Here is a 24115-nt window from a genome sequence, read left to right on the forward strand (position 1 = left end):
ACAAGTCGGGGTCACCGCCGGGCCAGTTCCGCGGGGATGGCCGGAGCTTGGAGAACGCAATGTTTCGATACGTGAACCTTGTCCTTGCTACGCTTCTGAGCCTCGTATCCGTCAGCGCGGTGCAGGCGGACGAGGCGAAGGTCCGGATCGGCGTGCTACGGCTGTCATCGTCAGCGCCGGTCTTCATCGCGCTGGACAAGGGCTATTTCCGCGAGTCTGGTCTCGACGTCGAACTGAAGTTCTTCGACGCGGCGCAACCCATTGCGGTGGCAACCGCGACCGGCGATGTCGATGTCGGGGTGACCGCGTTCACGGCAGGACTTTACAACCTCGCCGGCAAGGGAACGTTGAAGATCATCGCGGGCATGAGTCGTGACCGTCCAGGCTTTCCGCTGATCGGCTATTTCGCCAGCAACAAGGCCTATGAGGCGGGTCTCAAGACGCCGAAGGACATCGCGGGCAAACGCGTGGCGATGACGCAGGTGGGCTCCAGCTTTCATTACTCGCTCGGCCTGCTCGCCGATAAATACGGCTTCAAGCTCGCCGATGTGAAGATCGTGCCGCTGCAGTCGATGTCGAACATGGCGGCCGCGATCAAGGGCGAGACCGTCGATGCCGCCCTGATGCCGGTCTCCGCAGCGCGCAAGCTGATGGAGGAGGGCGCCGTCAAGCACCTCGGCTGGGTCGGCGACGAGACGCCTTGGCAGGTGAGCGGGGTGTTCGCCGGACCGAAGACCCTGGCCAACTCCGCGCTGATCGGCAAGCTGCTTGCCTCGCTGCAGCGGGCCGAGCGCGAGTATCACGACGTCGTGCTCGCCTCGGTGAAGGACGGCACTGCCGCCATCGACGAGCGAACCAAGCCGCTACTCGAGATCATCGGCAAGTACACCAACCTGCCGGTCGAGCAGGTGGTTGGCAATTGCGCCTACATCGATCCCGACGGCAAGCTCGACGTGAAGAACATCGACAGCCAGATCAAATGGCTGCAGTCGCAGGGCTTTGCGGACCCGGGCTATGATGCGGCCGCGATCATCGCCAAAGACTATGTGAAGCCGGATTGATCGGAGAGACGCAAAGCGTGGACGGCACCGGAATCGTCTGACATGGACCTGATCGCCGCAAATATCAGCCATCGCTTCGATGCTCTCGAGGTGCTTCACGACGTCTCGTTCACGGTCGGGGCGGGCGAGGTCGTCGCCGTCGTCGGTCCGTCCGGCTGCGGCAAGAGCACGTTGCTGTCGATCCTCGGTGGGCTGCTGCAGCCGAGCGGCGGTCAGGCCATGCTACGCGGAGCTGCGCCGAACGGCAGCCTCAATCCCGTGACCTTCGTGTTCCAGGATTTTGCGCTGCTGCCCTGGGCGAGCGTCGCAGAGAATGTCGCCTTCCCGCTCCTGCATACGTCTCTGTCCACGCCGCAGCGCGCCGCCGCCGTCGACGATGCTTTGCATCGGACCGGGCTGGTCGACTTCCGCGCGGTCTATCCCAAGCAGCTGTCGGGCGGTATGCGCCAGCGCGTCGGGATCGCCCGTGGGCTGGCGGTGCGGCCTGCAATCCTGCTGATGGACGAGCCGCTGTCGGCACTGGATTCGCAGACCCGAGAGCTCCTGATGGAGGATTTCGTCAAGCTGCTCGCCGACGGCACCATGGGCGTAGTCTACGTCACGCACAATCTCGAGGAGGCCGTGCGGCTGGCCGACCGTATCGTCGTGCTGTCGCGCCGCCCTGGCCGCATCCGGAAGGTGGTCAGCGTGCCCGGGGCGCGGCGCAGCCGGGGTGACGCAGCGGCGCGCTCCCAATTGTTGGACCTGCAGAACGAGCTGTGGTCGCTGATCCGAACCGAGGCGATCGATGCCGAGCGCGAGGTCCAGCATGCTTGATCGCGCGAATTCCGAAGCGGCCCACGCCACCGGCGACGCCGTGCCCCGGCCAGTGCGGTTCCGTGGCGGCGGCTTCACGCCGGCGGCGAGCCGCTGGGCCGGCTGGCTCGCGCTCGCCGCGGCGCTCGGCCTGTGGCAGCTGATCGGCGGCCTCGCGCTGGTCAATCCCTTGTTTCTGCCGACGCCGCTTACGATCATGCGCGCGCTTGATCGGCTCGCCGAGAGCGGCGCGCTGTGGCAGCACGTCTCGGCCTCGCTGCTGCGCATCCTGCCGGGTTGGGCGTTGGGCACCGCGTCCGGCATCGTGGTCGGTTTCGCGATCGGCCTGTGGCCGATCGCGCGCAGCATCGGCATCACCTTCGTCTCGGCCTTGTTTCCGATCCCGAAGATCGCCGTGCTGCCGCTCCTCATTCTCTGGCTCGGAATCGGCGAGCAGCCGAAGATCGCGACGATCGCGCTCGGCGTGTTCTTCTCGACGACGATCTCGGTCTATAGCGGCGTCGACGCCGTGCCGCGCAACCTGATCCGCATGGCACAGAGCTTCGACGTGCCGTTCCCGACCATCGTGCGCCGCGTGATCTGGCCCGGCGCGCTGCCGTCGATCCTGGCCGGATTCCGCATCACCGCGTCCGTCGCCCTCATGCTGGTGGTCTCGGCGGAGATGATCGGCGCCGAGACCGGCATCGGCACCTTCGTGCTGCAGGCCGGCAACCTGATGCAGACCGATCAGTTGATGGCGGGGATCCTGATCCTGTCCCTGTTCGGTCTCACGGTCGGCAAGCTGATCAGCATGTTGGAAGCGCGCCTCCTGCACTGGCGCTGAGCGCGTCACGCATTGCCGCGGTCCTCGCGGAACAGATCGAGCTTCTCCTGTACGGGGCGGTCGGAGAACGAGAACAGCACGGCATCCTCGTCCGCCTCGTGGCTGACCCATTGCCAGCTCGGCACGACGAACAGATCGCGCGGACCCCATTCGAAGGTCGTGTCGCCGATCCGGCTGCGTCCCTTGCCCTCGACCACCGTGAACACCGTCGCGTCGGTGGAGCGATAGCGCGCCGCCTCAAAGCCCTTCGGCAGCAGCTGAATGAAGGTGCCGATCGTCGGCATCGCGAAGTCGCCGGTCTCGGGATTGGAGAATTTCAATTTCAATCCATGGCAGGCATCCCATTGCGCGCTCCGCCTGGCGTTCTCCAGGGCTTCCCGCGTATAGGCATAGGGATAGTTGAAGATCGGTGACGTTCTGGAGCTGCGCTTGGCGTCGACCGGCAACAGGTTATGGCCGTAACGGGCGAAGCTGTCGCCCGGGGGGCGCGCCACCTTCTGCTGATCCTCCTGCGACCCCTCCGCGAACGAGGCGTCGAGGAACTGAACCAGCGGGATATCGAGACCGTCGAGCCAGAACATCGGCTCGGAGGTCTCGTTGCCGTGGTCGTGCCAGGTCATCGACGGGGTGATGATGAAGTCCCCCGGCTGCATCAGGGTGCGCTCGCCGTCGACGGTGGTGAAGGCGCCTTTGCCCTCCAGTACGAAGCGCAGCGCCGACTGGCTGTGGCGATGAGCCGGTGCGACGTCGCCCGGGATCACCATCTGGATGCCGGCATAGAGCGATGTCGTGATCTTGGACTGTCCACGCAAGCCCGGATTTTCCAGGATCAGCACACGCCGCTCGGCCTCCTTGGCGGTGATCAGCCGTCCGGCCTCCACCATGTAGTCGCGGATGGCCGCGAATTGCCACAGATGCGGACGGCAGGCGCTCTTCGGTTCGGGTGTGATGAGGTCGCTCATCACGGTCCACAGCGCGGTCATGTTCTCGCCGTCGATCTTCTTGTAGAACGCCTCGCGTTCCGGCGTCGATGCTGCGGCCATAGGCGCCTCCAGTGATCAAATTTCGTTAGTAATTGACAGTATACTGCCAATTCCGTTACGGTCAATTGCAACCAGAGCTATCATATCGGAGGAGTGCCATGATGAAGCTGCACGGCTATTTCCGCAGCAGTGCGTCCTATCGCGTCAGGATCGCGCTGAACATCAAAGGCATCAAGGCCGAGCACCTGCCGCATCATCTTCGCAAGGGCGAGCAGCGCGCGCCGGCCTATCTCGCGCTCAATCCGCAGGGCTTCGTGCCGACGCTCGAGGACGATACCGGCGCCGTCCTCATCCAGTCGCTCGCCGTCATCGAATGGCTCGATGAGACGCATCCCGAGCCGCCGCTGTTGCCGCGGGATCCCCTGCGCCGCGCGCAGGTCCGCGCGTTTGCGCAGGTGCTCGCCTGCGATACCCATCCGGTCCAGAATCTGAAGGTGCTGGCGCGGCTGCGCGAGCTCGGCTTGCCCGAGGACAAGGTCACGGCGTGGGCCGGCTGGGCCAATCGCGAGGGGCTGTCGGCCTGCGAGGCCCTGGTCAAGCATGAGCCGGGTCCGTTCTGCTTCGGCGCAGCGCCGACACTGGCCGATCTCTGCCTGGTGCCGCAGCTCGGCAATGCCCGCCGCTTCGGCGTCGATGTCGGGGCGTTCCCGCGACTGCTGCAGGCCGAAGCCGCAGCGAAGGCGTTGCCGGCATTCGCGGATGCTGCCCCGGAGCGTCAGCCCGATGCCGAGTAAGCCGCCTGTCATCACGATGGACGCGGTCTACACCAAGCCGGGCTATCTGTTCCGGCGCATGCAGCAGATCGCGGTCTCGATCTTCGTCGAGGAATGCAGGGAGTTCGATCTGACGCCGGTGCAATACGCCGCCCTGGTTGCCATTCAGAACCATCCGGGCATCGATGCCACGCGGCTGTCCTCCGTGATCGCCTTCGACCGTTCGACGCTGGGCAGCGTGATCGAGCGGCTCGAGGCCAAGGCGCATATCGAGCGCAAGCCTTCGGCCGACGACAAACGGGTCAAGCTGCTCTACCTCACCAGGGCAGGCGGGGTGCTGTTGCGCAACATCATGCCGTCTGTCGATCGCGCGCAGGCGCGTATGCTGGCGCCGCTGAGGCCGGCCGACCGCAAGGCGCTGATGGCGTTGCTGTCGCAGCTCGTCGATCTCAACAACGAGGTTTCGCGGGTGCCGCTGCGCGCCGAGGATGCGCTGGAACATCTCGGCAAGGCCGGCTGATCGTAGGCGCGGGTGGGCCTCGTTTGGACGGTGTTCGCTCACAGCCGCATCACCGCCTGGCGATCGATCTTGCCGGTGCCGGTCTTGGGCAGTTCGTCGATGAAGACGATCTCGCGCGGGTATTTGTAGGGCAGCAGCTTCGCCTTCACGTAGTCCTGCAGCGCCTTGGTGATCGTCGCCTCGTCATCGGGCCTGTCGTTGGTCACCACGACCGCCTTCAGGCTCATCCGTCGGTCCGGCAGCTCGTGCGCGAACACGGCACATTCCCTGATGCCCGGATGCTCGGCGAGGCAGAGCTCGACCTCGAGCGGATATACCCACTGTCCGGAGATCTTGACGAGATCGTCGGCGCGGCCACGGAAGAAGTGGAAGCCGTCGGCATCGCGCACGAAGCGGTCGCCGGTATAGATCCAGCCGCCGTCACGGATGGTCTCCGCGGTCTTGTCCGGCCGGTTCCAGTAGAGCGGCGTGTTGGAATCGCCACGGACCCAGAGAATGCCTTCTTCGTCGGTCCCGACCTCGCGCCCCTCGCTGTCACGCAGTGCAATCTCGTAACCGGGCACGCGCAGGCCGGCCGCGCCGAGCTTTTTCAGGTCCTCTCGGTTGGAGAGATAAACATGCAGCACCTCGGTCGAGCCGAGGCCTTCGACGATCTCCAGACCGGTGAGACTCTTCCAGCTGTTGAAGACGTCAGCAGAAAGCACCTCGGCCGCGGAGACCGACAGGCGTAGTGACGAAAAGTCCGCCTCCTTCGCGCCGTCGGCCTTGGTCATCGCGGTGTAGAGCGTCGGCAGGCCGAAGAACACGGTGGGACGGAAGCGGCGGATCGCATCGAAGATGGCGGCCGGCTTCGGTTGCCCCGGCAGCAGCAACGTCGTTGCGCCGGCGGAGAATGGAAAGGTGATCGCGTTGCCGAAGCCGTAGGCGAAGAACATCTTCGGCACCGAGAAGCAGATGTCGTCCGGCTTCAGCCGCAGCACGTTCCGGGCGAAGGCCTGCTCGCTATACGCCATGTCGTGCTGCAGATGGACGATGCCTTTCGGCCGGCCGGTGGAGCCGGACGAGTACATCCAGAATGCCATCTCGTTGCGGTCGGTGTCGGCCTCCGCAAGCTGATCGGCGAAGTCTCGCAGCCATCGATCGGCCGTGACCGTCGACGGCGCGGCGGTTGTCGGCGTCTCGCCGCTGGCGACGATCAGCGTCTGCAGTGCCGTATCCGCGCAGGCCTGATGGTCGAAACGCGCGGCGAATTCGGCGTCTGCGACGGCGACCTTTGCGCCGGAATCGGCCAGATAGAACTGCAGGAGGTCCGGCGGTGTCAGCGTGTTGATCAGCAGCGGCACGAAGCCCGCACGCACCGCGCCGAAGAAAGCGGCCGGATAGGCCGGCGTGTCGTCGAGGAACAGCAGGACGCGGTCGCCGCGCGTCAGTCCGAGGGAAGCAAAGCCGTTGCCCCAGCGGGAAGCCTCGGCGCAGAGCTCGGCATAGCTGCGCTGGCCTGCCGGACCGGTCAGCGCGAGCCTGTCGGCGTTGCCGTTGGAAAGGTTGTCGAACAGGATGCGGCTGGCATTGTAGCGGGCCGGAATGGTGAAACCGATTTCGCGGGCGCCCGCGCTGTCGCTGGGCACATGATCGGCGATCTCGGTTGTCATCGGCGGTCTCCCATGTCCCGAGTCGCCTCGTAGCGTGCCATGAATTGCGGCGCCATTACACGCAGCCGGCCATCATCGATCCGCCCCGAACGCGTGATGTAGCTGTGGGCGAAATCTAACAGGCCGAGCTTCATGTGCGCAGGAAATGACTCGTACCAGTTGGCGCTGGTGCGGGCGGCGGTGACCAACTTCTTGACGATCGGCTGCCGCTCGGCCTGGTAACGGGCGAGGCCATCCGAGAGTTTGCTTTCGGCATCGAGCGCCTTGGCCAGCGCGATCGCGTCCTCAATCGCGAGCCGCGTCCCGGAGCCGATCGAGAAGTGCGCGGTATGCAGGGCATCGCCGATCAGCACCATGTTCCGGTGCCACCAATGCTCGTTCCAGACCCAGGGGAAGTTGCGCCAGACCGATCTGTTGGAGACCAGTGTGTGGCCGTCGAGCGTGGCAGCGAAGATCTGCTCGCAGATGCACCGGGACTCGTCGACGGATTTTTCGGCGAAATTGTAGGCCTGCCAGGTGGCGCGATCGCATTCGACCAGGAACGTGCTCATGTCCGGGGCGTAGCGATAATGATGCGCGTTGAAGGTGCCGTACTCGGTCGCGACAAATGTCTGCGACAGCGTAGGGAACGTCTTGCTGGTGCCGTACCAGGCGAACTTGTTGCTGGAGTAGGAGACGGAGAAGCCGAAGTCGCCTTCGAAGCCGCGCCGCACCAGCGAGTTCAACCCGTCGGCGGCGACGACGAGGTCGTAGCCCGCGAGCTGATCCAGCGACTGGATAGCCGTGCCGTACCGTGCATTGACCCCGGCACCTTCGGCGCGCGCCTGCAACAGTTTGAGCAGCTCGAGCCGGCCGATGGCGGAAAAGCCGACGCCGTCGATCTCGACGCTCTCGCCGCGCAGGTTGAGCGTGATGTTGCGCCAGCTCTCCATGTGCGGCGCGATCGCGTCCACGGTCCCGGAGTCGTCGGCGCGCAGGAATTCCAGAGCCTGGTCGGAGAAGACGACGCCGAAGCCCCAGGTCGCGCCGGCCGGGTTCTGTTCGAACAGATCCACCACCGCAGCCGGATGCCGCTTCTTCCAGAGATAGGCGAAATACAGCCCGCCAGGGCCGCCGCCGAGAACGGCGATGCGCAAGGACGCTCTCCCAATTGACAGTATACTGTTTAATTTGGATCGGAGCCTAATCCGTCGGCGCGGAAGGCGCCAGCGGAATCTGCGGTCGTGGGAACAGCCCGACCGGGACAAATGCCCTTGCGACGGTTCCCGGCCGCCGGAAGGCCGGTCAGTACCCTCGGCGTGTTCCCAACCCGTCGTCGCTCTCCGGCCGGCCGCATTGCCGGTTCTTCATGCAGATCTTCGCGCGCTACGTAGTCACCTGCCCAGATTGTGCGCTGCAGACTCAGCGCGCCTGGCAGCAACATCGGCAAATCCGCATCCTGACAGGCTGCGACATGTTGCGCCCTTGTCAAAATCTGCCAAACTTAACTCTGCCGGGAGTTCTGCTTGGGGGTACGGAATGTCGAACAGGTTCACGCAATACATCCTGATTGCGATGGTGCTTGGCATCGTGATGGGGACGCTGATCTTCAATTTGATGCCGGATAGCCGGGCTGAGCTTGCCGCCGACATCAACCTGATCGCCATGCTGTTCCTGCGGCTCATCAAGATGATCATCGCGCCGCTGGTGTTTGCGACCCTGGTCGGCGGCATCGCCCATATGGGCTCCGGAGCGAAGCTCGGGCGCATCTTCGCCAAGACGATGGGATGGTTCCTGAGCGCCTCCTTCGTGTCACTCCTGCTCGGCCTCGTGATGGTCAATCTGCTGCAGCCCGGCGCGAACTTCCCGGGAGCCCTGCCGGACAAGACCCAATCGACCGGCCTGCCGGTGTCGGCGTTCTCGGTGGAGAAATTCCTGACTCATCTGATTCCGACCTCGATCGCGGATGCGATGGCGCAGAACGAGATCCTGCAGATCGTGATCTTCGCGGTCTTCTTCTCGGTTGCGATGGGCGCACTGCCGGAGCGGTCGAAGACGCTGCTGCAGCTGATCGACGATATCGGCCATATCATGCTGAAGGTGACGGGCTACGTCATGCTGTTCGCGCCGCTCGCGGTCTGGGCCGCGATCACCGCGACGGTGGCCAAGAACGGGCTGGGCGTGCTGTGGAAGCTGATCGTGTTCATGGGCGGCTTCTATCTGTCGCTCCTGATCCTGTGGGCGATCCTGGTGGTGGTCGGCTTCGTGGTGATCGGGCCGCGCTACAGCCATCTGTTGAAGCTGATCCGCGAGCCGCTGATGATCGCGTTCTCGACTGCGAGCTCGGAAGCGGCCTACCCGAAGACGCTCGAGGGCCTGAACCGCTTCGGTGCTTCAAAGCGCATATCGAGCTTCGTGCTGCCGCTCGGCTATTCCTTCAATCTCGACGGCACGATGATGTATTGCACGTTCGCCAGCATCTTCATCGCCCAGACCTACAAGATCGAGATGTCGCTGGGGACCCAGCTGGCCATGCTCGCGACCTTGATGGTGACCTCGAAGGGCGTGGCTGGCGTGCCGCGGGCGTCACTGGTGGTGATCGCCTCGACGCTGTCGCAGTTCGGCATTCCGGAGGCGGGGCTGCTGATGATCATGGGTATCGACACCTTCCTCGACATGGGACGCAGCGCCACCAACGTGATCGGCAACACGCTTGCGACCTCGGTGGTCGCGAAGTGGGAAGGCGAGCTCGGGCCGGAGCATGCGCTCGGGCCGTCCGACGTGGTGCCGCCGGACATGATTCCCGGCGAGGTCCCGGCCATGGCCGGACACTGATGGAGGGGACGATGCGCCGTCGCGCAGGCTTCGCACGGGTCGCGGTCGGCGCAGTGCTCGCCTTCGCTTTCGCACGCTCTGCTGTGGCGCAGAGCGGAGGCGGCGAAGGTTTGTCGCCGACGCTTGCCGCGATCAAGACGCGGCATGTCGTCCATCTCGGCTACCGCGAGAGCTCGCCGCCGTTCTCCTTCCTGGATCAGGCGGGACGGCCGATCGGCTATAGTCTCGAGCTGTGCGAAGCCATCGTCGAGGAGATCGGCACCGAGATCGACGATCCCGCCTTGCGGATCGAGCATGTCAAGGTGACCTCCGACGACCGCATCGCCGCGGTGGTGGACGGCAAGATCGATCTCGAATGCGGCTCGACCACCGCCAATGCCGAACGCGCCAAGCAGGTGGCTTTCTCGCCGCTGATGTTCGTCGCCGGCACCAAGCTGATGGTGCCGAAGGGCTCGGCGATCTCGGCCGCGACCGATCTCAAGGGCAAGACCGTCGTGGTGACCAAAGGCACCACCAATGAAGTCGCGATGCACGACGTCGACAAGAAGTTCGCGCTTGGCCTCACGGTCGTGACCGCGCCCGATCACGAGCAATCCTACCAGATGCTGGTGAACGGCAAGGTCGATGCGTTCGCCACCGACGACATCCTGCTCTCCGGCCTGATCGCGCGGCACAAGTCGCAGGACAAGTTCCTGGTCGCCGGGGATTACCTGTCCTACGAACCCTACGGAATCATGTTCCGCAAGGGCGAGCCGCAGCTCACCACCGTGGTCGAGCGCGCCTTCCGCAGGCTCGGCTCCAACCACGACCTGATTCCGCTCTACAACAAATGGTTCGTCGGCCGTCTGCCGACCGGGGAGCGGCTCAACGTGGCGATCTCTCCGCAGCTCGAGCAGGCCTTCCACGTGCTCGACGACAGTCCTGGCGCGAACAACTGATTTGATTGTCGAAGCCATGGCGACGGTCACAGCTGCCCAAAGATCTCGTCCAGCGCGGTGCGGTACACCGCATAGACCAGATCAGGATGGAACCTGCCGAGTACTTCCATCACCATGCCGGAATTGATCTCCAGTACCTGCCAGCTTCCATTCACCTGCACCACATCGATCGATGCGAAGCGGATGCCGATGGCCCCTGCGGCCGTCCTTGCCAGCGCAACGCAGGCATCGCGCGCCGGGCCGCTGTCCAGCAGCACCGGCGTTGCGCCCGCTTCGAGATTATGCCGCCAGTTGAGGAGCCGCCGCGCATCAGCGGGCACCACAGCCGCGAGTTCGGCCACGCTGAGCTCGGCTCGCAGGCGCGCCAGCATCCGCTCGCGACCGACGGGCGCCACTGCCGCGAGCGCCAATTCCTGCAACGATTGCTCACCGTCGCCGGTCACGCTGGGCCGCTGCTTGCGGTAGACGATCAGCGGTGCCTCGTCGAGCTGCACGACACGGACTTCGTCCTCGATCTCCACGAAGGGGGAGACCGCGACGTTCACGCCGATGTCGAAGATGGCGCCGGCCGCTCGCTTCAGCTCGTCCCGCGTTGCCACGCGCGTGACCGAACGACCGGAGGTCCCTTCATTGGGTTTGACGACGCCGCCGCGCGGATGGGCTTCGAGCAATTCGAACATCGAAGGCCAGGGCGGTTCCGCGCGCCCGCTGAACGCAGGCGCAATGAAGAACGTATGCGGCACCGCGGGCACTCCTGACAGCGCCAGCAGCTCCGCGGCCGCCGCCTTGTCGCTGGCCAATCTGTGCGCCACGGCACTGTTCAGCCCAAGGTCATAGCCGAAGATCAGGTGGCGTCCGGCGGGATGATCGAGCACGAATAGCCAGCCGTCCGCCCGGATATCGAGCGCGATCGCGCGCTCGGCGCAGTAGCGCTTGATTGCACCGATCAGGATCCGAGGGACGGTCGGCATTGCTCAGGCATTGGTCAGGGTTTGCGGAATTTAAGTGCTGTGAAAACGCGATCGCCGCAAGTATCTTGCCGAGATCGTTAGTGTACAAACGAGTTTGGTGGTGCCATATGGAGCATAGGCTGGCATGCATTTGCCCGCTATCGATTGTGCATTGCAGCGGGTTGATTTCCGGCTGCGTTTGTGTACATCAGTCGGCGAAATTCCCGAAGACTTACAGCGAGTTGTCGACTTTTACCGTCGCGATCCATTTCTTCCAATCTCAGCCTGCGTGAAGAAACGAACATCATGAGCGCGTTCTACAAAGAGAAAGTTCTTTCCGTTCAGCACTGGACGGACACCCTGTTCTCCTTCAAGGCGACCCGCGACGCGGGCTTCCGTTTCCAGAATGGCCAGTTCGCCATGATCGGCCTCGAGGTCGAGGGCAGGCCGCTGTTGCGCGCCTACAGCATGGCGAGCGCCAATCACGAGGAGGAGCTCGAGTTCTTCAGCATCAAGGTGCAGGACGGACCGCTGACGTCGCGGCTGCAGAAGATCAAGGAAGGCGACACCATCCTGGTCGGCCGCAAGGCCACGGGCACGCTGATCCCCGACAACCTGCTGCCCGGCAGCCGGCTGCTGCTGCTGTCGACCGGCACCGGCCTTGCGCCGTTCGTGAGCCTGATCAAGGATCCCGACGTCTATGACCGGTTCGAGAGCATCGTCCTGGTCCATGGCTGTCGCCAGGTCGCCGAGCTGGCCTATGGCGAGAGCGTCGTCGCGACGCTGCGGGATGACGAGCTGTTCGGCCCGCTGTTGTCGGAGAAGCTCGCCTATTACCCGACCGTCACCCGCGAGCCGTTCCGGAACCGTGGTCGCATCACGGACCTGATCTCCTCGGAGCAGCTGTTCAACGATCTCGGCCAGCCGCCGCTGGATATCGCCAAGGACCGCATCATGATGTGCGGCAGCCCGGCGATGCTGGACGAGCTCAAGGGCATGTTCGAATCCGGAGGCTTCCTCGAAGGCAGCGGCAACACGCCTGGTCATTTCGTGATCGAGAAGGCCTTCGTCGAGCGCTGATCTGCCGCTCCCCCTGTTCTGAGATCGATGCCGGAGCGCCTCGGCGCAATCGAGGCGCTCTTTTTGCTGGCAATATCCTCCTTGCAAGCTCCGAAGCGGCCGTGCGATTTTCAGCCGCAAGACCGGATGCTCGAACGTCCGGCGCGAAACAGGGAGGGGACTTGGATCGCCTGAAAGGCGGCCATCCCCTTGAATACAGGGGGGATGACCATGGGTTCCATCGTACGGCGGCAGACGCTCGGTGACCTCCTGCGCCGGAGCGCGGCGCGCACGCCCCGCAAGACGGCCGTGATCTGCGGCGATGTCAGCTGGACCTACGCCGAATTCAACGACATCGCTGACCGCTTGGCTGCAGGGCTCGCATCCCGCGGCGTCGGCAGGGGCGAGCGTGTCGCGATCCTCGCCCGCAACTCGCATGCCTTCGCAGCGCTGCGCTTCGCGTTGGCGCGGCTCGGCGCCGTTCTGGTGCCGATCAACTTCATGTTGAAGCCCGAGGAGGTCGCCTACATCCTCAAGCATGCCGGGGCGCGGTTGCTCGCGACCGACAGCGGCTTTGCCGGCGTGGCGCGCGCCGCCAAGGCGCTGGCGCCGTCGGTCGAGCAGCTGATCTGGCTCCCCTCGGAGAGCCCGAGCGAGCGCCAGGCCGACATGATCGACTTCGCCGAGCTCGCGTCCTGCACCGCGTCCGTGCCCGAGGTCGAGCTCGCCGGCAGCGACGTCGCGCAGATCGTCTACACGTCGGGCACGGAGTCGCTGCCGAAGGGCGCGATGCTGACCCATGACGCGGTGATCTGGCAGTATGTCAGCTGCGTCGTCGATGCCGGGATCGCGGCGGACGACGTCACCCTGCATGCGCTGCCGCTCTATCATTGCGCGCAGCTCGACGTGTTCTTTGGACCGTCGATCTATGTCGGCGCCACCAACATCATCACGGCGTTTCCGACGCCGGACAATCTGCTGCCGCTGATCGCGAAATATCACATCAGCTCGTTCTTCGCGCCACCCACCGTCTGGATCTCGATCCTGCGCTCGCCGCTGTTCGAGACCACGGACGTATCGACCCTGCGCAAGGGCTATTACGGCGCCTCGATCATGCCGGTCGAGGTGCTGCGCGAGCTGGCGCAGCGGCTGCCGAAGGTGCGCTTGTGGAACCTCTACGGCCAGACCGAGATCGCGCCGCTGGCGACGATGCTGGGGCCTGAGGATCAGCTGCGTAAGCCGGGCAGTTGCGGCCGCGCCGTTCTCAATGTCGAGACCCGCGTGGTGGACGATGACATGAATGATGTCGCGCCGGGCGCGGTCGGAGAAGTCGTGCACCGCTCGCCGCATCTCATGCTCGGCTACTTCCACGATGACGAGCGCACCGCCGCGGCCTTCCAGGGCGACTGGTTTCACTCCGGCGATCTCGCGACCATCGATGACGAAGGCTACATCACGATCGTCGATCGCAAGAAGGACATGATCAAGACCGGCGGCGAGAACGTCGCGAGCCGCGAGGTGGAGGAGGCGCTGTACCTGATCCCGGAAGTGTCCGAGGTCGCCGTCGTCGGCCTGCCGCATCCGCGCTGGGTCGAGGCCGTCGTGGCCATGGTCGTGGTCAAGTCCGGCTGCGAGCTGACGGAAGAGGCCGTGCTCAAGCAGGCGTCCGCCAGGCTGGCCTCGTTCAAGGCGCCCAAGCGTGTCGTCTTCGTCGATGCACTGCCGAAAAACCCGAGCGGCAAGCTCCTGAAGCGGCAGCTGCGCGAGGCCCATTCCGGGCTGTTCGCGCAAGGTTGAGGCGCGCCCCCGCCGACCGGCGTCGTCGCCCGGCGGGTCCCGATCGAAGGCCGCCGGTCCGTGCTTGGACCGTCGCCGGATCTGGTCATCCGGCGGGTTGATGTCGCAGCGCCAATGTCGATAGTTTGTGGCTATCGACATTGTGACATCATCGATGGTCGATCCCGCGAGCTTGTGTAACGATTGCTTCGCGATACCCGTAGTATCGTCACTGGTCACGACCGTCCAAGATCTCCCCAGAGGTATCCCATGGATACGCTGCTGCTTCCGTTCTCGCCGCGCTTCATCGTGCTGACGGTCTGTGCCGTCGCGACGGCTCTGCTGCTCGTGCTCGGCATCTATGACCGCAAGATCTTCGATCTCGTTCTGATTCCGCTGCTGATCTTCGGCGCGCTGACCTTGCTCGGCGTCCGGGATCTCGTGCAGAAGAGTCATGCGGTCTTGCGCAACTATCCGATCTCCGCGCATCTGCGGTTTCTGCTCGAAGAGATCCGGCCGGAGATGCGGCAGTATTTCTTCGAGAGCGAAAAGGACGGCATGCCGTTCTCGCGCGATACCCGTGCGGTGGTCTACCAGCGCGCCAAGATGGTGCTGGACAAGCGTCCGTTCGGCACCCAGGAGGATGTCTATCGGGAGGGCTACGAGTGGATGCATCACTCGGTGGCGCCCAAGCCGCGCGCGGAGGAGAAATACCGCGTCGTGATCGGCGGCCCCGACTGCGCAAGACCCTATTCGGCATCGGTCTTCAACATTTCCGCCATGAGCTTCGGCGCACTGAGTCCGAACGCGGTGCGCGCACTCAACGGCGGCGCCAGGAAGGGCGGCTTCGCGCACGACACCGGCGAGGGCGGCTTCAGCCCCTATCACGCCGAAATGGGCGGTGACATCATCTGGGAGGTCGGCTCCGGCTATTTCGGTTGCCGCCATCACGACGGCAGCTTCGACCCCGAGGCCTTCGCGCGCGTCGCGGCCACCGACCAGATCAAGATGGTCGAGCTCAAGATCAGCCAGGGCGCCAAGCCCGGCCATGGCGGCGTGCTGCCGGCCGCGAAAGTGTCGGAGGAGATTTCCAAGATCCGCGGCGTCGCGATGGGCGAGGACTGCATCTCGCCCTCGGCGCACCGCGCCTTTTCCACGCCTGTCGGGATGATGCAGTTCATCGGCGAGATGCGACGGCTGTCGGGCGGCAAGCCGGCCGGCTTCAAGCTGTGCATCGGCCATCCCTGGGAGTTTCTGGCGATCTGCAAGGCGATGCTGGAGACCGGCATCTACCCGGACTTCATCGTCGTCGACGGCAACGAGGGCGGCACAGGTGCGGCGCCGCTGGAGTTCATGGACCATCTCGGCATGCCGATGCGCGAGGGCGTCAACTTCGTGCACAATGCGCTGGTCGGGATGAACATCCGCGATCGCATCAGGATCGGCGCCTCCGGCAAGATCGCCACCGCCTTCGACATGGCGCGCGCGATGTCCATCGGCGCCGATTGGTGCAACTCGGCGCGCGGCTTCATGTTCGCGCTGGGTTGCATCCAGTCGTTGAGCTGCCACACCGACCGTTGCCCGACCGGTGTCACCACCCAGGATCCGACGCGCAGTCGCGCGCTCGTCGTTCCGCACAAGCTCGAGCGCGTCTACAACTATCACCACGCCACCCTGCATGCGTTGTCCGAACTGCTGGCCGCCGCCGGTCTCGAACATCCGCAGGACCTGCGCCCGATCCACTTCTCGCAGCGCACCTCGACCACCGAGGTCGCCTCCTTCGCCAAGCTCTATCCGGCGCTGCGGCCCGGAGAGCTGCTCGACGGCACCCAGGACGTTCGTTTCCGCGACGCCTGGGCGATGGCGCGGGCGGAGACGTTCGCGGCGGTGGGATAGGACCATTTTCCGCATTTTGGGTGTCGTCCCTGCCAAGCGCCGCGGCACGCACACATCTTGCGGTACGCTGGTTTCAACCTCGCCCCGCTTGCGGGGAGAGGTCGGATGCCGTCGAAGATGGCGACCGGGTGAGGGGAACTCTCCACGAACTCGGTCCGCGAGGCCCCCATCCAATCCTCCACCGCAAGGGGAGAGGGCCATCTTCGTCTGCGCGGGACCTCGCGAAACGTCTTCCAGGATGTGCGCATCTCTCAAGACGTAAGCCGAGACCCATACCCACGGAGTGAATTGCCTCCAATCAGATCGTCATTTTCGCAATGAAGGCATCCACGCTCGCACGCGCGGCCTGGGTGTCTGCCGCGGCCTTGGCGGCTGCTGCCTGCAGCGTCTCGAATTGTGTCTCCTGCTCAGCCAGCTTCTCCAGATAGCGCTTGTACAGGGCGCTGTCGGGACCGATCTTGCCGATGTTGTCGCGGATGCGCGACTGGTCGGATTGCAGCGCCTCGAGCTTGCTGTGAAGGTCAGCCTCGACAGTCTTCTTGTCGTCGACGACACGCCGCAGCCGTGCAAGCTCCGCGAAGGCGCTCTTGACTGCCGGAGCTACGCTGTCCGTGCTGGTCACCGCGGCAATCTGAGCCCCCTCCATGTTGGCGACGCTCAATGTCTCCATCACCGGGGCTTCCAATCTGATCGTCACCGTCTTTGCTTCGCCGGCCTTGAGGTCGACGGTGATCCGATAGGTCGATGCGGTCAATTCGGCCTTGGCCGGCTCGACCAGAGTCCAATTCGCGGATTTCGGATATTCGATGATCAGCCGCCGATCCTCGGTCGCCGGCGCCGTGATCCGGTAGACGATCATTTGCCGCTGGGTGCGCGTGAGCGTCAGGACGCCCTGTGCGATCGCGGCCTTGCTGATCGCCCAGGTCGACTGCGTCTCTTGGGCGACCTTGGTCTTTTCATCGACCGCGTAGCTCACCAGACGGCTCTCACCCACCGGAAACGGGGCCAGCCGGGCGTCGCCGACATAGGTCATGCCTGCGCCGGTTTGCTCGTAGATGGTGAGGACGCCAGGCGGCAGGCCAAACGCGGTGTCGTTGCGCAGCCGGAGCGAGGCGAACGGGCGCGCCGTGCTGGTGGAGAATTGAAGCAGGGCGAGCCGCTCGATCGGCAGATCGCGCTCGACGATCGGCACCAGCGCCGATTGGCCGCTGCCGATGCGGATGGCAGTCGGAATGCGGAAAGAGACCTGGGTGGCGCCTTCCTCGGCTTCCGCGGTGCCTAGAGCACGGGAAATCAATTGTTGGTCCGCATCAGGCGATTTGCCCGTCAGGGCACTCGGAGCGCGATCATATTGGAGCTTTGGCGCTTCCGCCGGCTCTCCTCCGAATGATGTTCCTCCCCCAAAGTGAAACACTTGCGTTCGATCTCGATATTCGGTCGCTGATCGCTTCTCCTGGTTGGAACGTGCCTGTTCGGACGCCAGGACGCCGGTGTCGGGTTTCGGCAGAACGCGGCCCAGCACCTCGACCGGCACCTCAGGACGGGTCACATAATAGGCCTCATAGATTGCCTGCCGGAAGCTCACCGGATTGCCCGAGAGCAATGTCAGCTCGACGCCCTTCCAGTCCTGGCCGCTCATGTTCTCCAGCACGGCCCAGCCCTGCAGGTGGGCCTTGTCAGCCTTCAGGTCCTGCGGCAACGTCACGCGGTAATTTGCCTTCCACAGTGAGGCTGCCACGACGTAGCCGACCCGCAAGGTGCGCGTGCCGTTGCCCTGGATCTTGAGCACGATCTGGCGGCGATCCTTGGCGCGATGCGTTGCAATCTCGCTGAGCGCTTTATCGACCTGCGCCTGCAGCGCCGGGTCTACGAAGCTCACGCTGTCGGCATCCTCGAGCATGAACTGCTGAAGACCGGTACTGGTCAACACGCTGACGCGGTTGCGGGTGAGGGTGCCGCGGTCGCCGAGTTGCACCGTCTCGGGGACCACCTGAAGCAACCGGCCGACGATCGGTTTGCTCGCCCCTACCTTGATCTCCGCGCCCTGCAGGGCGTTGAGCAATGCGGCCGGCGAGGTAAGAGTGTCCGCGGCGAACGGAAGGTCGTTGAATATCTGGCTGAGCGGATCGCGCCCGGCGAGCTGCGCACTGCCGACGCCGCCTTTATTGTCATAGACGACGATCGACTTGAGCACGTCGTCAACTTGGCCGAGCGGCACATCGAGCGTCAGTTCGGCGTTGTCGGTGACCTCCGCCTCGTGCTCGAGATAGGCGACGCCGCCGGCTGACAGCATGACGCGCTTCAGCGCGAGATCCCCCGCCATGGCGGGCATCGCGGCCACGCTGAATATGGCGATCACGGCTGCGACGTGAGTTAAGCGCATGAGGGGCTTCATTGATGATTCCTGTTCCAAGCTCGCGCATCACTTGCGAAGTGCGGGATCAATGCGGGTTCTCCAGGCTGAAGGTCTCGGACTGCTCGTCATAGGCGAACAGCTCGGCATAGCGGCCCCATGACACGATGGTGTGCAGCGTCTCGTCGGCATAGTGCTCGGACATGTAGTCCTCGAGCTCGATGCGGAAGCGCGCGGCCGGAGCGGCGTGCGCGGGGCGGTCGTCGAGTACGCGGCGGATCAGCCCCATCAGCGGCACGTTCTCCATCAGGTGCTGCGCGAACAGCTTCTTGCGTTCGTCGGTATCGAGATGGGCGAACCGCCGTCCGGCCTCGGTCAAGGTCAGATCGCCTTCGCTGAGCTGGCCGAAGCGCAGCAGCTGCAGCGCCTCGGCCAACGGAAAGATCTCGTCGACCTCGAGCTGCAGATGGCCCGCCAGGACCGGCAGGTCGGCATGCCCATTATAGGGTTCGCCGGCGAGCGTCTCGACCAGGCCTGAGATCGAGTTCGATGACACGTGGCTCAGCACCATGCCGACACCGGCGCTCGCGGTGCTCGGCAGCTTCGGCTCGGGCCGCTGCGTCATGCGCGCATAAAGACTGTCGACCAGCTGGCGGAACGCCGCATCGAGCCGGTTGCGCGGATGCGGCAGGTCGACCTTGAACTCGGCGGCGACGCGGCCGGGATTGGAGGAGAACACCAGGATGCGGTCGCACATCAGCACGGCCTCCTCGATGTTGTGCGTCACCATCAGCACCGACTTGATCGGCAGCCGTCCGTCGGTCCAGAGATCGACGAGGTCGGTGCGGAGTGTCTCGGCCGTCAGCACGTCGAGTGCCGAGAACGGCTCGTCCATCAGCAGGAGGTCCGGATGCACGACCAGTGCGCGCGCGAAGCCGACGCGCTGGCGCATGCCGCCGGACAGCTCCTTGGGAAACGCGGATTCGAAGCCGTCGAGGCCGATCAGGTCGATCGCCGCGAGCGCCCGCTTGCGCCGCTCGGCCGCCTCGATGCCGAGCGCCTCCAGGCCGAGCTCCACATTCTGCAGCACGGTGAGCCAGGGAAACAGCGCGAACGACTGGAACACCATCGCGACGCCAACAGGGGGACCTGCGATGATCTCGCCGCGGCATTTTGCTTCGCCTGAGGAGGGCGACACCAGCCCGGCGATGATGCGCAGAAGCGTCGATTTGCCCGAGCCGGAGCGGCCGAGCAGGCCGACGATCTCGCCGGCACGGATCGTGAGGTCCACCTTCTCCAGCACGACGAGATCCTCGCCGCTGCCCTTCGGAAACAGCCGGCTCACGCTTCTGATCTCGATCAGCGATGTGTCTTTGACCTGGTCGCGCATGACAAATTCTCCCGGTCAGCCCAGCCGCAGCCGGCGTTCGCCAAAGGCGTAGAGCGGCCGCCACAGCAGCCGGTTGAACAGAGTGACGAGAATGCACATCACCGCGATGCCGAGCACGACGCGCGGGAAGTCGCCGCGCTCCGTGGCCGCGGCGATGTAGGCACCGAGGCCGCTCGCGGTCAGGTGTGTATCGCCCCAGCTCGCGACCTCGGCGACGATCGCCGCGTTCCAGGAGCCGCCGGAGGCGGTGATGGCGCCGGTGATGTAATAGGGGAAGACGCCGGGCAGCACGACCTTGAACCACCAGCGCCAGCCGGTCAGCTGCAGGCTCGCGGCGGCCTCGCGCAGATCGGTCGGGAAGGCGCTGGCGCCGGCGATCACGTTGAACAGGATGTACCACTGCGTGCCCAGGATCATCAGCGGGCTCAGCCAGACATTGGCATTGAGGCCGTAGCGGACGATCAGCACGACGAATACGGGGAAGGCGAGATTGGCGGGGAATGCGGCGAGGAATTGCGCCAGCGGCTGGAGCCGCTCGGCGAGCTTCGGCCGCAGGCCGATCCAGACGCCGACGGGGACCCAGATCAGCGAGGCCAGGGCGATCAGCACAGCGACGCGGACGAGCGTAATCAGGCCGTAGCCGATGGCGGTGAGGACATCGGACGGCGCCAGCGTCGCCGAGAGGTAGAGATAGGTCTTCCAGCCGGCATAGGCGCAGCCGACGATGACGACGGCAAGCCAGAGGCCATCGACCAGCTGTGATGGCGGCGCATGGCGGACGGGGCCGCTCCAGGCCTGCGGCCAGTTGAGGCGCAGGTTGGAGAAGGTGCGGTTGAGCGCGGCGAAGGGAATGGACAGCGACCGCAGCGCGCGGGTGCGCCTGAACAAATCGAGCATCCACGAACTCGGCGGATTGCCAGAGGCGGTCTGCTCGAACCGGAACTTGTCGGCCCAGGCCACGATCGGGCGGAACAGCAACTGATCATAGGCCGTGATCACCAGCAGCATCGTCAGCAGCGCGGTCCCGATCGCCGCGAGATCCTTCTGCTGGATCGCGAGCGCCACATAGGAGCCGATGCCCGGCAGGGTCACCGTGGTGTTGCCGACCGTGATCGCCTCCGACGCCACGACGAAGAACCAGCCGCCCGACATCGACATCATCGCATTCCAGATCAGGCCGGGCATCGCGAACGGCACGTCGAGGCGCCAGAAGCGCTGCCAGCCGGAGAGGTGGAAGCTGCGCGTCGCATCCTCCAGATCCTTCGGCACGTTGCGCATCGACTGGTACATGCTGAACGTCATGTTCCAGGCCTGGCTGGTGAAGATCGCGAACACGCAGGCCAGCTCGGCCCCCAGCACCCTGCCGGGGAACAGGTTCATGAAGAACACGACCGTGAAGGTCAGGAAGCCGAGAATGGGCACCGACTGCAGGATGTCGAGCAGCGGGATCAGTACGATCTCGGCGCGTCGGCTCTTGGCCGCCAGCGCCGCGTAGACGAAGGTGAAGACCAGCGAGCACGCGATCGCGAGCAGCATGCGGAGCGTGGTCCGCAGCGCGTAGAGCGGCAGGTTGGCGGGATCGAGCGTGACCGGAGCGGTGTCCAGCGCCGATAGCGGCTGTGTGGTCTGCTCGCCGCCATACACGATCAGGACCATCGCGCCGACCACGATGATCAGCGCGACAATGTCCCAGATATTGGGACGCACGGCTTCCCGCAGCACGGTCGTACGGAGGTCCTGAAGCATCATCCGCGTGTCTCGTCTCGTCGTCCGCAGCCATCGCCGATGGCTCCGGACGTGTCCTTGTCATGGCGCATGGGGCTGGTTCAAGCCGGCCTGACAGCCGATCAAATCCGCACCCTAAGTGCGCTGTGTGATGGTTTGATATCCAGTGACGGCTGCCGTGGTCCGGGCCGCGGCCCGGCGTATCAGCTGGCGTATCAAAGGATACGCGGGGCACGTCTTCACGTTCCCGCGACATCCGATGTCCGGGGTATGCCTGAAGTTCAGCCCTCGTCGCAAGGTGAGGGCGCAGGGAAGGTCGGACCTCGACTGAGGCCCGTGGCCCGCCTGCGAGAAAAATGCAGGCGGCAGGTACCACAGGTTCAGCCGGATGACCCGGCCCTCCCTGCGCGATAGTGTTACGGCTTATACGTGCTCTCCCCGGTGCGCCGGGCTTTCTGGCCACCGTGGCGACAACGCGCCGTCGGCGCATTGCGCGGACCTCAGCGTCGGGAGGTCGGGACCACACGATTTCGCCGTCCGTGACATCAGCGCTCGTCCAGCGCCGCCGTCACGTCCATCGCATTGCCGGTCCAGCGTTCGTGACGACGCGTACGCCCCTCATCAGGACCGGAACGGGAGGGAGCATAAGCCTGATTTTATGATTTTCGGAAGAGATTTATTTTTGGTCGAGGCTCTTGAAAGGGAGCTTCATATTGAGCGTGCAGGAGAAATGAGTGTTTTGGCGCAGGCTTCGTACGGAGCTGATCTGCGACCAGCCGGCGTGTTCGCAATCGTCACTCTGCCCGACGGGCGAACCGAGAATGGGTATCGTGAGTGGAGCAAATAGCGCGCCGCTCGCTCGGTGTGCGCCTCCCCCGCGTGCGGGGGAGGTCGCATCGCATCGATAGATGCGATGCGGGTGGGGGAATGCTCCGGAAAGACTGCCGCTGTGGCGCCCCCACCCCGGCCCTCCCCCGCAAGCGGGAGAGGGGGCGCACTGTCATTGCAGCGACAGCAGGGCCACCACTATCCCACATTCGGCTCGCCGCCATCCGGGGCAAGCTTCGTCGCCAGGATCTTGTCGATGCGGCGGCCGTCGAGGTCGATGATCTCGAAGCGCCAGCCCTCGAGCTCGAAGCTCTGGCCGACCTCCGGCACGCTGCCGAAGTGCTGCAGCACGAGGCCGGCGACGGTGTGATAGCCGCGATGCGGCGGCACCTCGATCGCCAGCACGTCGGCGAACTCGTCGAGCTGCATCCAGCCGGAGACGAGCAACGAACCGTCGTCGCGGCGAACACAGGCGGGCTCGGGCGGGCCCTGCTCCGATGAGAACGCGCCGACGATCGACTCCAGGATATCCGCCGCGGTCACCACGCCCTCGAACGCGCCGTACTCGTCGTGGACGAGCCCCATGTGGACGGGCGAGACCTTCAGGATCGCGATCACGTCGCGTGCATCGACGGTCGAGGGAATGATCGGCACCTCGCGGACCAGGCTGCGCAGGTCCAGCGTCTCGTCGCGCAAGTAAGCCGCCAACATGTCCTTGGCCTGCAGCACACCGATCGGGCGGTCGCGCTCGCCGTCGGACACGGGCAGGCGCGAATGCGGGCTCTTGGCGAGCAATTCGCGGATCACCTTGGGATCGTCGTTGAGGTCGACGACATCGACCTCGGGGCGCGGCGTCATGATGGCGCCGACCGGACGGTCGCCGAGCCGCATCACGCCGGCGATCATCTCCTTCTCGCCGGGCTCCAGCACGCCCGCGGTCTCGGCCTCGCGCACCAGATGGTGAATCTCCGCCTCCGACACTTTCTCCTCGGCGTCGCCGGAGCGGCCGAGCAGCGCCAGGATCAGCTTGCCGGAGAGGTCGAGCAGCACCACCAGCGGCAGCGACACCTTGGCGAGCACCTGCATGGCCGGAGCCACCCGGACGGCAACCGCCTCGGGGTCGCGCAAGGCGAGCTGCTTCGGCACCAGCTCGCCGACGATCAGGGTCGCATAGGTGATGGTGGTGACGACGAGGCCGACGCCGACGATGTCGGCGACGGAAGCCGACATGCCGAGTTCCAGCAGCCAGTTCGTCAGGCGCTGGCCCAGCGTGGCGCCCGAGAAGGCGCCGGAGAGGACGCCGACCAGGGTGATGCCGATCTGGACGGTCGACAGGAAGCGGCCCGGGTCCGACGCCAGCGTGAGCGCTCGGCGCGCGCCGGATATGCCCTTCTCTGCCAGCATGGCCAGCCGGGCCGGCCGCGACGACACGATCGCGAGTTCGGACATCGACAACAGGCCGTTGACGACGATGAGGACGACAATGATCGCGAGTTCGGCGGACAGCATTTCGACCTGGTGAGGTGCCCGGAGGGGCGGGGAACGGAGACAGGTCCTACCATATAGGGACGGCTGCCGCCCATTGCCGCGTTGCGGTGAGCGCATGGGTATGCAGTGGAGACTGGTTCGTTTGAGGAATTGCCGCGTGCATTCCCCCGCTGTCGTCCCGGGCAAGCCTCGGCAGCGCGCCAGCGCGGCCCAGGCGCCGACCCGGGACCCATACCGCGGAAGTTATCGAGGGATGTCGCTGGCAGTCAC

At 64.9% G+C, this 24115-nt stretch carries 18 protein-coding genes; 10 read left to right on the plus strand and 8 right to left on the minus strand.

All coding sequences use genetic code 11. The features are described from left to right. The first annotated feature begins 59 nt into the window (after positions 1-59). From LQG66_RS24830 to LQG66_RS24840, 3 genes are read left to right on the plus strand one after another with little or no spacing between them, the layout of a single operon-like run. On the plus strand, positions 60-1061 hold the full coding sequence (locus LQG66_RS24830; RefSeq protein WP_231318286.1) for an ABC transporter substrate-binding protein: 1002 nt from the start codon (positions 60-62) through the stop codon (positions 1059-1061). A 42-nt stretch (positions 1062-1103) separates the two neighbouring features. Then, positions 1104-1877, plus strand: a complete 774-nt coding sequence (locus LQG66_RS24835) for an ABC transporter ATP-binding protein (RefSeq protein ID WP_231318287.1) — start codon at positions 1104-1106, stop codon at positions 1875-1877. Further along, positions 1870-2700 carry an ABC transporter permease gene (locus tag LQG66_RS24840; protein WP_231318288.1) on the plus strand — a complete coding sequence of 277 codons (831 nt, stop codon included), beginning with the start codon at positions 1870-1872 and terminating at the stop codon, positions 2698-2700. Before LQG66_RS24835 ends, LQG66_RS24840 begins: the two co-directional genes overlap by 8 nt. Positions 2701-2705: 5 nt before the next feature. On the opposite strand, the gene gtdA is transcribed toward LQG66_RS24840, so the two are convergent. Beyond that, the gene (gene gtdA, locus LQG66_RS24845) at positions 2706-3743 is read right to left on the minus strand and encodes a gentisate 1,2-dioxygenase (protein WP_231318289.1); all 1038 of its coding nucleotides are present in this window, start codon (positions 3741-3743) and stop codon (positions 2706-2708) included. A 101-nt stretch (positions 3744-3844) separates the two neighbouring features. On the opposite strand from gtdA, the gene maiA reads away from it, so the two are divergent. Further along, complete coding sequence (maiA, locus tag LQG66_RS24850) at positions 3845-4477, plus strand: maleylacetoacetate isomerase (RefSeq protein ID WP_231327925.1); 633 nt, start codon at positions 3845-3847, stop codon at positions 4475-4477. Continuing rightward, a complete protein-coding gene (locus tag LQG66_RS24855) occupies positions 4467-4976 on the plus strand; it encodes a MarR family winged helix-turn-helix transcriptional regulator (protein ID WP_231318290.1) in 510 nt (169 codons plus the stop codon). Before maiA ends, LQG66_RS24855 begins: the two co-directional genes overlap by 11 nt. Positions 4977-5014: 38 nt before the next feature. Here the strand turns inward: LQG66_RS24855 and LQG66_RS24860 are convergent, their stop codons facing one another. Further along, positions 5015-6628: a benzoate-CoA ligase family protein gene (locus LQG66_RS24860; protein WP_231318291.1), complete on the minus strand. Its 1614-nt coding sequence runs from the start codon at positions 6626-6628 to the stop codon at positions 5015-5017. Beyond that, positions 6625-7764, minus strand: coding sequence for an FAD-dependent monooxygenase (locus tag LQG66_RS24865; RefSeq protein WP_231318292.1), 1140 nt, complete (start codon positions 7762-7764; stop codon positions 6625-6627). The genes LQG66_RS24860 and LQG66_RS24865 overlap by 4 nt, the downstream gene beginning before the upstream one ends. A 382-nt stretch (positions 7765-8146) precedes the next feature. On the opposite strand from LQG66_RS24865, the gene LQG66_RS24870 reads away from it, so the two are divergent. Together LQG66_RS24870 and LQG66_RS24875 are read left to right on the plus strand one after the other, a co-directional pair. After that, positions 8147-9442 carry a dicarboxylate/amino acid:cation symporter gene (locus LQG66_RS24870; protein ID WP_231318293.1) on the plus strand — a complete coding sequence of 432 codons (1296 nt, stop codon included), beginning with the start codon at positions 8147-8149 and terminating at the stop codon, positions 9440-9442. Between the two features lie 11 nt (positions 9443-9453). After that, positions 9454-10380 carry an amino acid ABC transporter substrate-binding protein gene (locus LQG66_RS24875; RefSeq protein ID WP_231318294.1) on the plus strand — a complete coding sequence of 309 codons (927 nt, stop codon included), beginning with the start codon at positions 9454-9456 and terminating at the stop codon, positions 10378-10380. 26 nt (positions 10381-10406) lie between these two features. Here the strand turns inward: LQG66_RS24875 and LQG66_RS24880 are convergent, their stop codons facing one another. Continuing rightward, entirely contained in the window at positions 10407-11351 is a 945-nt protein-coding gene (locus tag LQG66_RS24880; protein WP_231318295.1) for an ATP-grasp domain-containing protein, read from the minus strand. A 285-nt stretch (positions 11352-11636) separates the two neighbouring features. Here LQG66_RS24880 and LQG66_RS24885 point away from each other — a divergent pair, with 285 nt between their 5' ends. The 3 genes from LQG66_RS24885 to LQG66_RS24895 all read left to right on the plus strand — a co-directional run bounded on the left by LQG66_RS24885 (position 11637) and on the right by LQG66_RS24895 (position 16061). After that, positions 11637-12410 (plus strand): ferredoxin--NADP reductase, encoded by a 774-nt coding sequence (locus tag LQG66_RS24885; RefSeq protein ID WP_231318296.1) that lies wholly within the window; start codon positions 11637-11639, stop codon positions 12408-12410. Between the two features lie 210 nt (positions 12411-12620). Continuing rightward, entirely contained in the window at positions 12621-14186 is a 1566-nt protein-coding gene (locus LQG66_RS24890) for an acyl-CoA synthetase (protein ID WP_231318297.1), read from the plus strand. A gap of 249 nt (positions 14187-14435) precedes the next feature. After that, positions 14436-16061, plus strand: a complete 1626-nt coding sequence (locus tag LQG66_RS24895) for an FMN-binding glutamate synthase family protein (RefSeq protein ID WP_231318298.1) — start codon at positions 14436-14438, stop codon at positions 16059-16061. A 298-nt stretch (positions 16062-16359) separates the two neighbouring features. On the opposite strand, the gene LQG66_RS24900 is transcribed toward LQG66_RS24895, so the two are convergent. From LQG66_RS24900 to LQG66_RS24915, 4 genes are all read right to left on the minus strand, one after another. After that, the gene (locus LQG66_RS24900; protein ID WP_231318299.1) at positions 16360-18456 is read right to left on the minus strand and encodes a DUF4139 domain-containing protein; all 2097 of its coding nucleotides are present in this window, start codon (positions 18454-18456) and stop codon (positions 16360-16362) included. 46 nt (positions 18457-18502) lie between these two features. Further along, positions 18503-19804, minus strand: coding sequence for an ABC transporter ATP-binding protein (locus tag LQG66_RS24905; protein WP_231318300.1), 1302 nt, complete (start codon positions 19802-19804; stop codon positions 18503-18505). Between the two features lie 15 nt (positions 19805-19819). Next, complete coding sequence (locus LQG66_RS24910; protein WP_231318301.1) at positions 19820-21553, minus strand: ABC transporter permease; 1734 nt, start codon at positions 21551-21553, stop codon at positions 19820-19822. 1002 nt (positions 21554-22555) lie between these two features. After that, positions 22556-23866, minus strand: coding sequence for a hemolysin family protein (locus LQG66_RS24915; protein WP_231318302.1), 1311 nt, complete (start codon positions 23864-23866; stop codon positions 22556-22558). Positions 23867-24115: the final 249 nt, after the last annotated feature.

This window comes from Bradyrhizobium ontarionense (genome assembly GCF_021088345.1).
Lineage (GTDB): Bacteria > Pseudomonadota > Alphaproteobacteria > Rhizobiales > Xanthobacteraceae > Bradyrhizobium > Bradyrhizobium ontarionense.

Bases quoted from the DNA above. Each gene is read 5' to 3' on its own strand.
- LQG66_RS24880 (WP_231318295.1), bottom strand. From the start codon at position 11,351: ATGCCGACCGTCCCTCGGATCCTGATCGGTGCAATCAAGCGCTACTGC.
- LQG66_RS24885 (WP_231318296.1), top strand. From the start codon at position 11,637: ATGAGCGCGTTCTACAAAGAGAAAGTTCTTTCCGTTCAGCACTGGACG.
- LQG66_RS24830 (WP_231318286.1), top strand. From the start codon at position 60: ATGTTTCGATACGTGAACCTTGTCCTTGCTACGCTTCTGAGCCTCGTA.
- LQG66_RS24835 (WP_231318287.1), top strand. From the start codon at position 1,104: ATGGACCTGATCGCCGCAAATATCAGCCATCGCTTCGATGCTCTCGAG.
- LQG66_RS24895 (WP_231318298.1), top strand. From the start codon at position 14,436: ATGGATACGCTGCTGCTTCCGTTCTCGCCGCGCTTCATCGTGCTGACG.
- LQG66_RS24875 (WP_231318294.1), top strand. From the start codon at position 9,454: ATGCGCCGTCGCGCAGGCTTCGCACGGGTCGCGGTCGGCGCAGTGCTC.
- LQG66_RS24870 (WP_231318293.1), top strand. From the start codon at position 8,147: ATGTCGAACAGGTTCACGCAATACATCCTGATTGCGATGGTGCTTGGC.
- LQG66_RS24910 (WP_231318301.1), bottom strand. From the start codon at position 21,553: ATGATGCTTCAGGACCTCCGTACGACCGTGCTGCGGGAAGCCGTGCGT.
- LQG66_RS24855 (WP_231318290.1), top strand. From the start codon at position 4,467: ATGCCGAGTAAGCCGCCTGTCATCACGATGGACGCGGTCTACACCAAG.
- LQG66_RS24860 (WP_231318291.1), bottom strand. From the start codon at position 6,628: ATGACAACCGAGATCGCCGATCATGTGCCCAGCGACAGCGCGGGCGCC.
- LQG66_RS24900 (WP_231318299.1), bottom strand. From the start codon at position 18,456: ATGAAGCCCCTCATGCGCTTAACTCACGTCGCAGCCGTGATCGCCATA.
- LQG66_RS24915 (WP_231318302.1), bottom strand. From the start codon at position 23,866: ATGCTGTCCGCCGAACTCGCGATCATTGTCGTCCTCATCGTCGTCAAC.
- gtdA (WP_231318289.1), bottom strand. From the start codon at position 3,743: ATGGCCGCAGCATCGACGCCGGAACGCGAGGCGTTCTACAAGAAGATC.
- maiA (WP_231327925.1), top strand. From the start codon at position 3,845: ATGAAGCTGCACGGCTATTTCCGCAGCAGTGCGTCCTATCGCGTCAGG.
- LQG66_RS24840 (WP_231318288.1), top strand. From the start codon at position 1,870: ATGCTTGATCGCGCGAATTCCGAAGCGGCCCACGCCACCGGCGACGCC.
- LQG66_RS24905 (WP_231318300.1), bottom strand. From the start codon at position 19,804: ATGCGCGACCAGGTCAAAGACACATCGCTGATCGAGATCAGAAGCGTG.
- LQG66_RS24890 (WP_231318297.1), top strand. From the start codon at position 12,621: ATGGGTTCCATCGTACGGCGGCAGACGCTCGGTGACCTCCTGCGCCGG.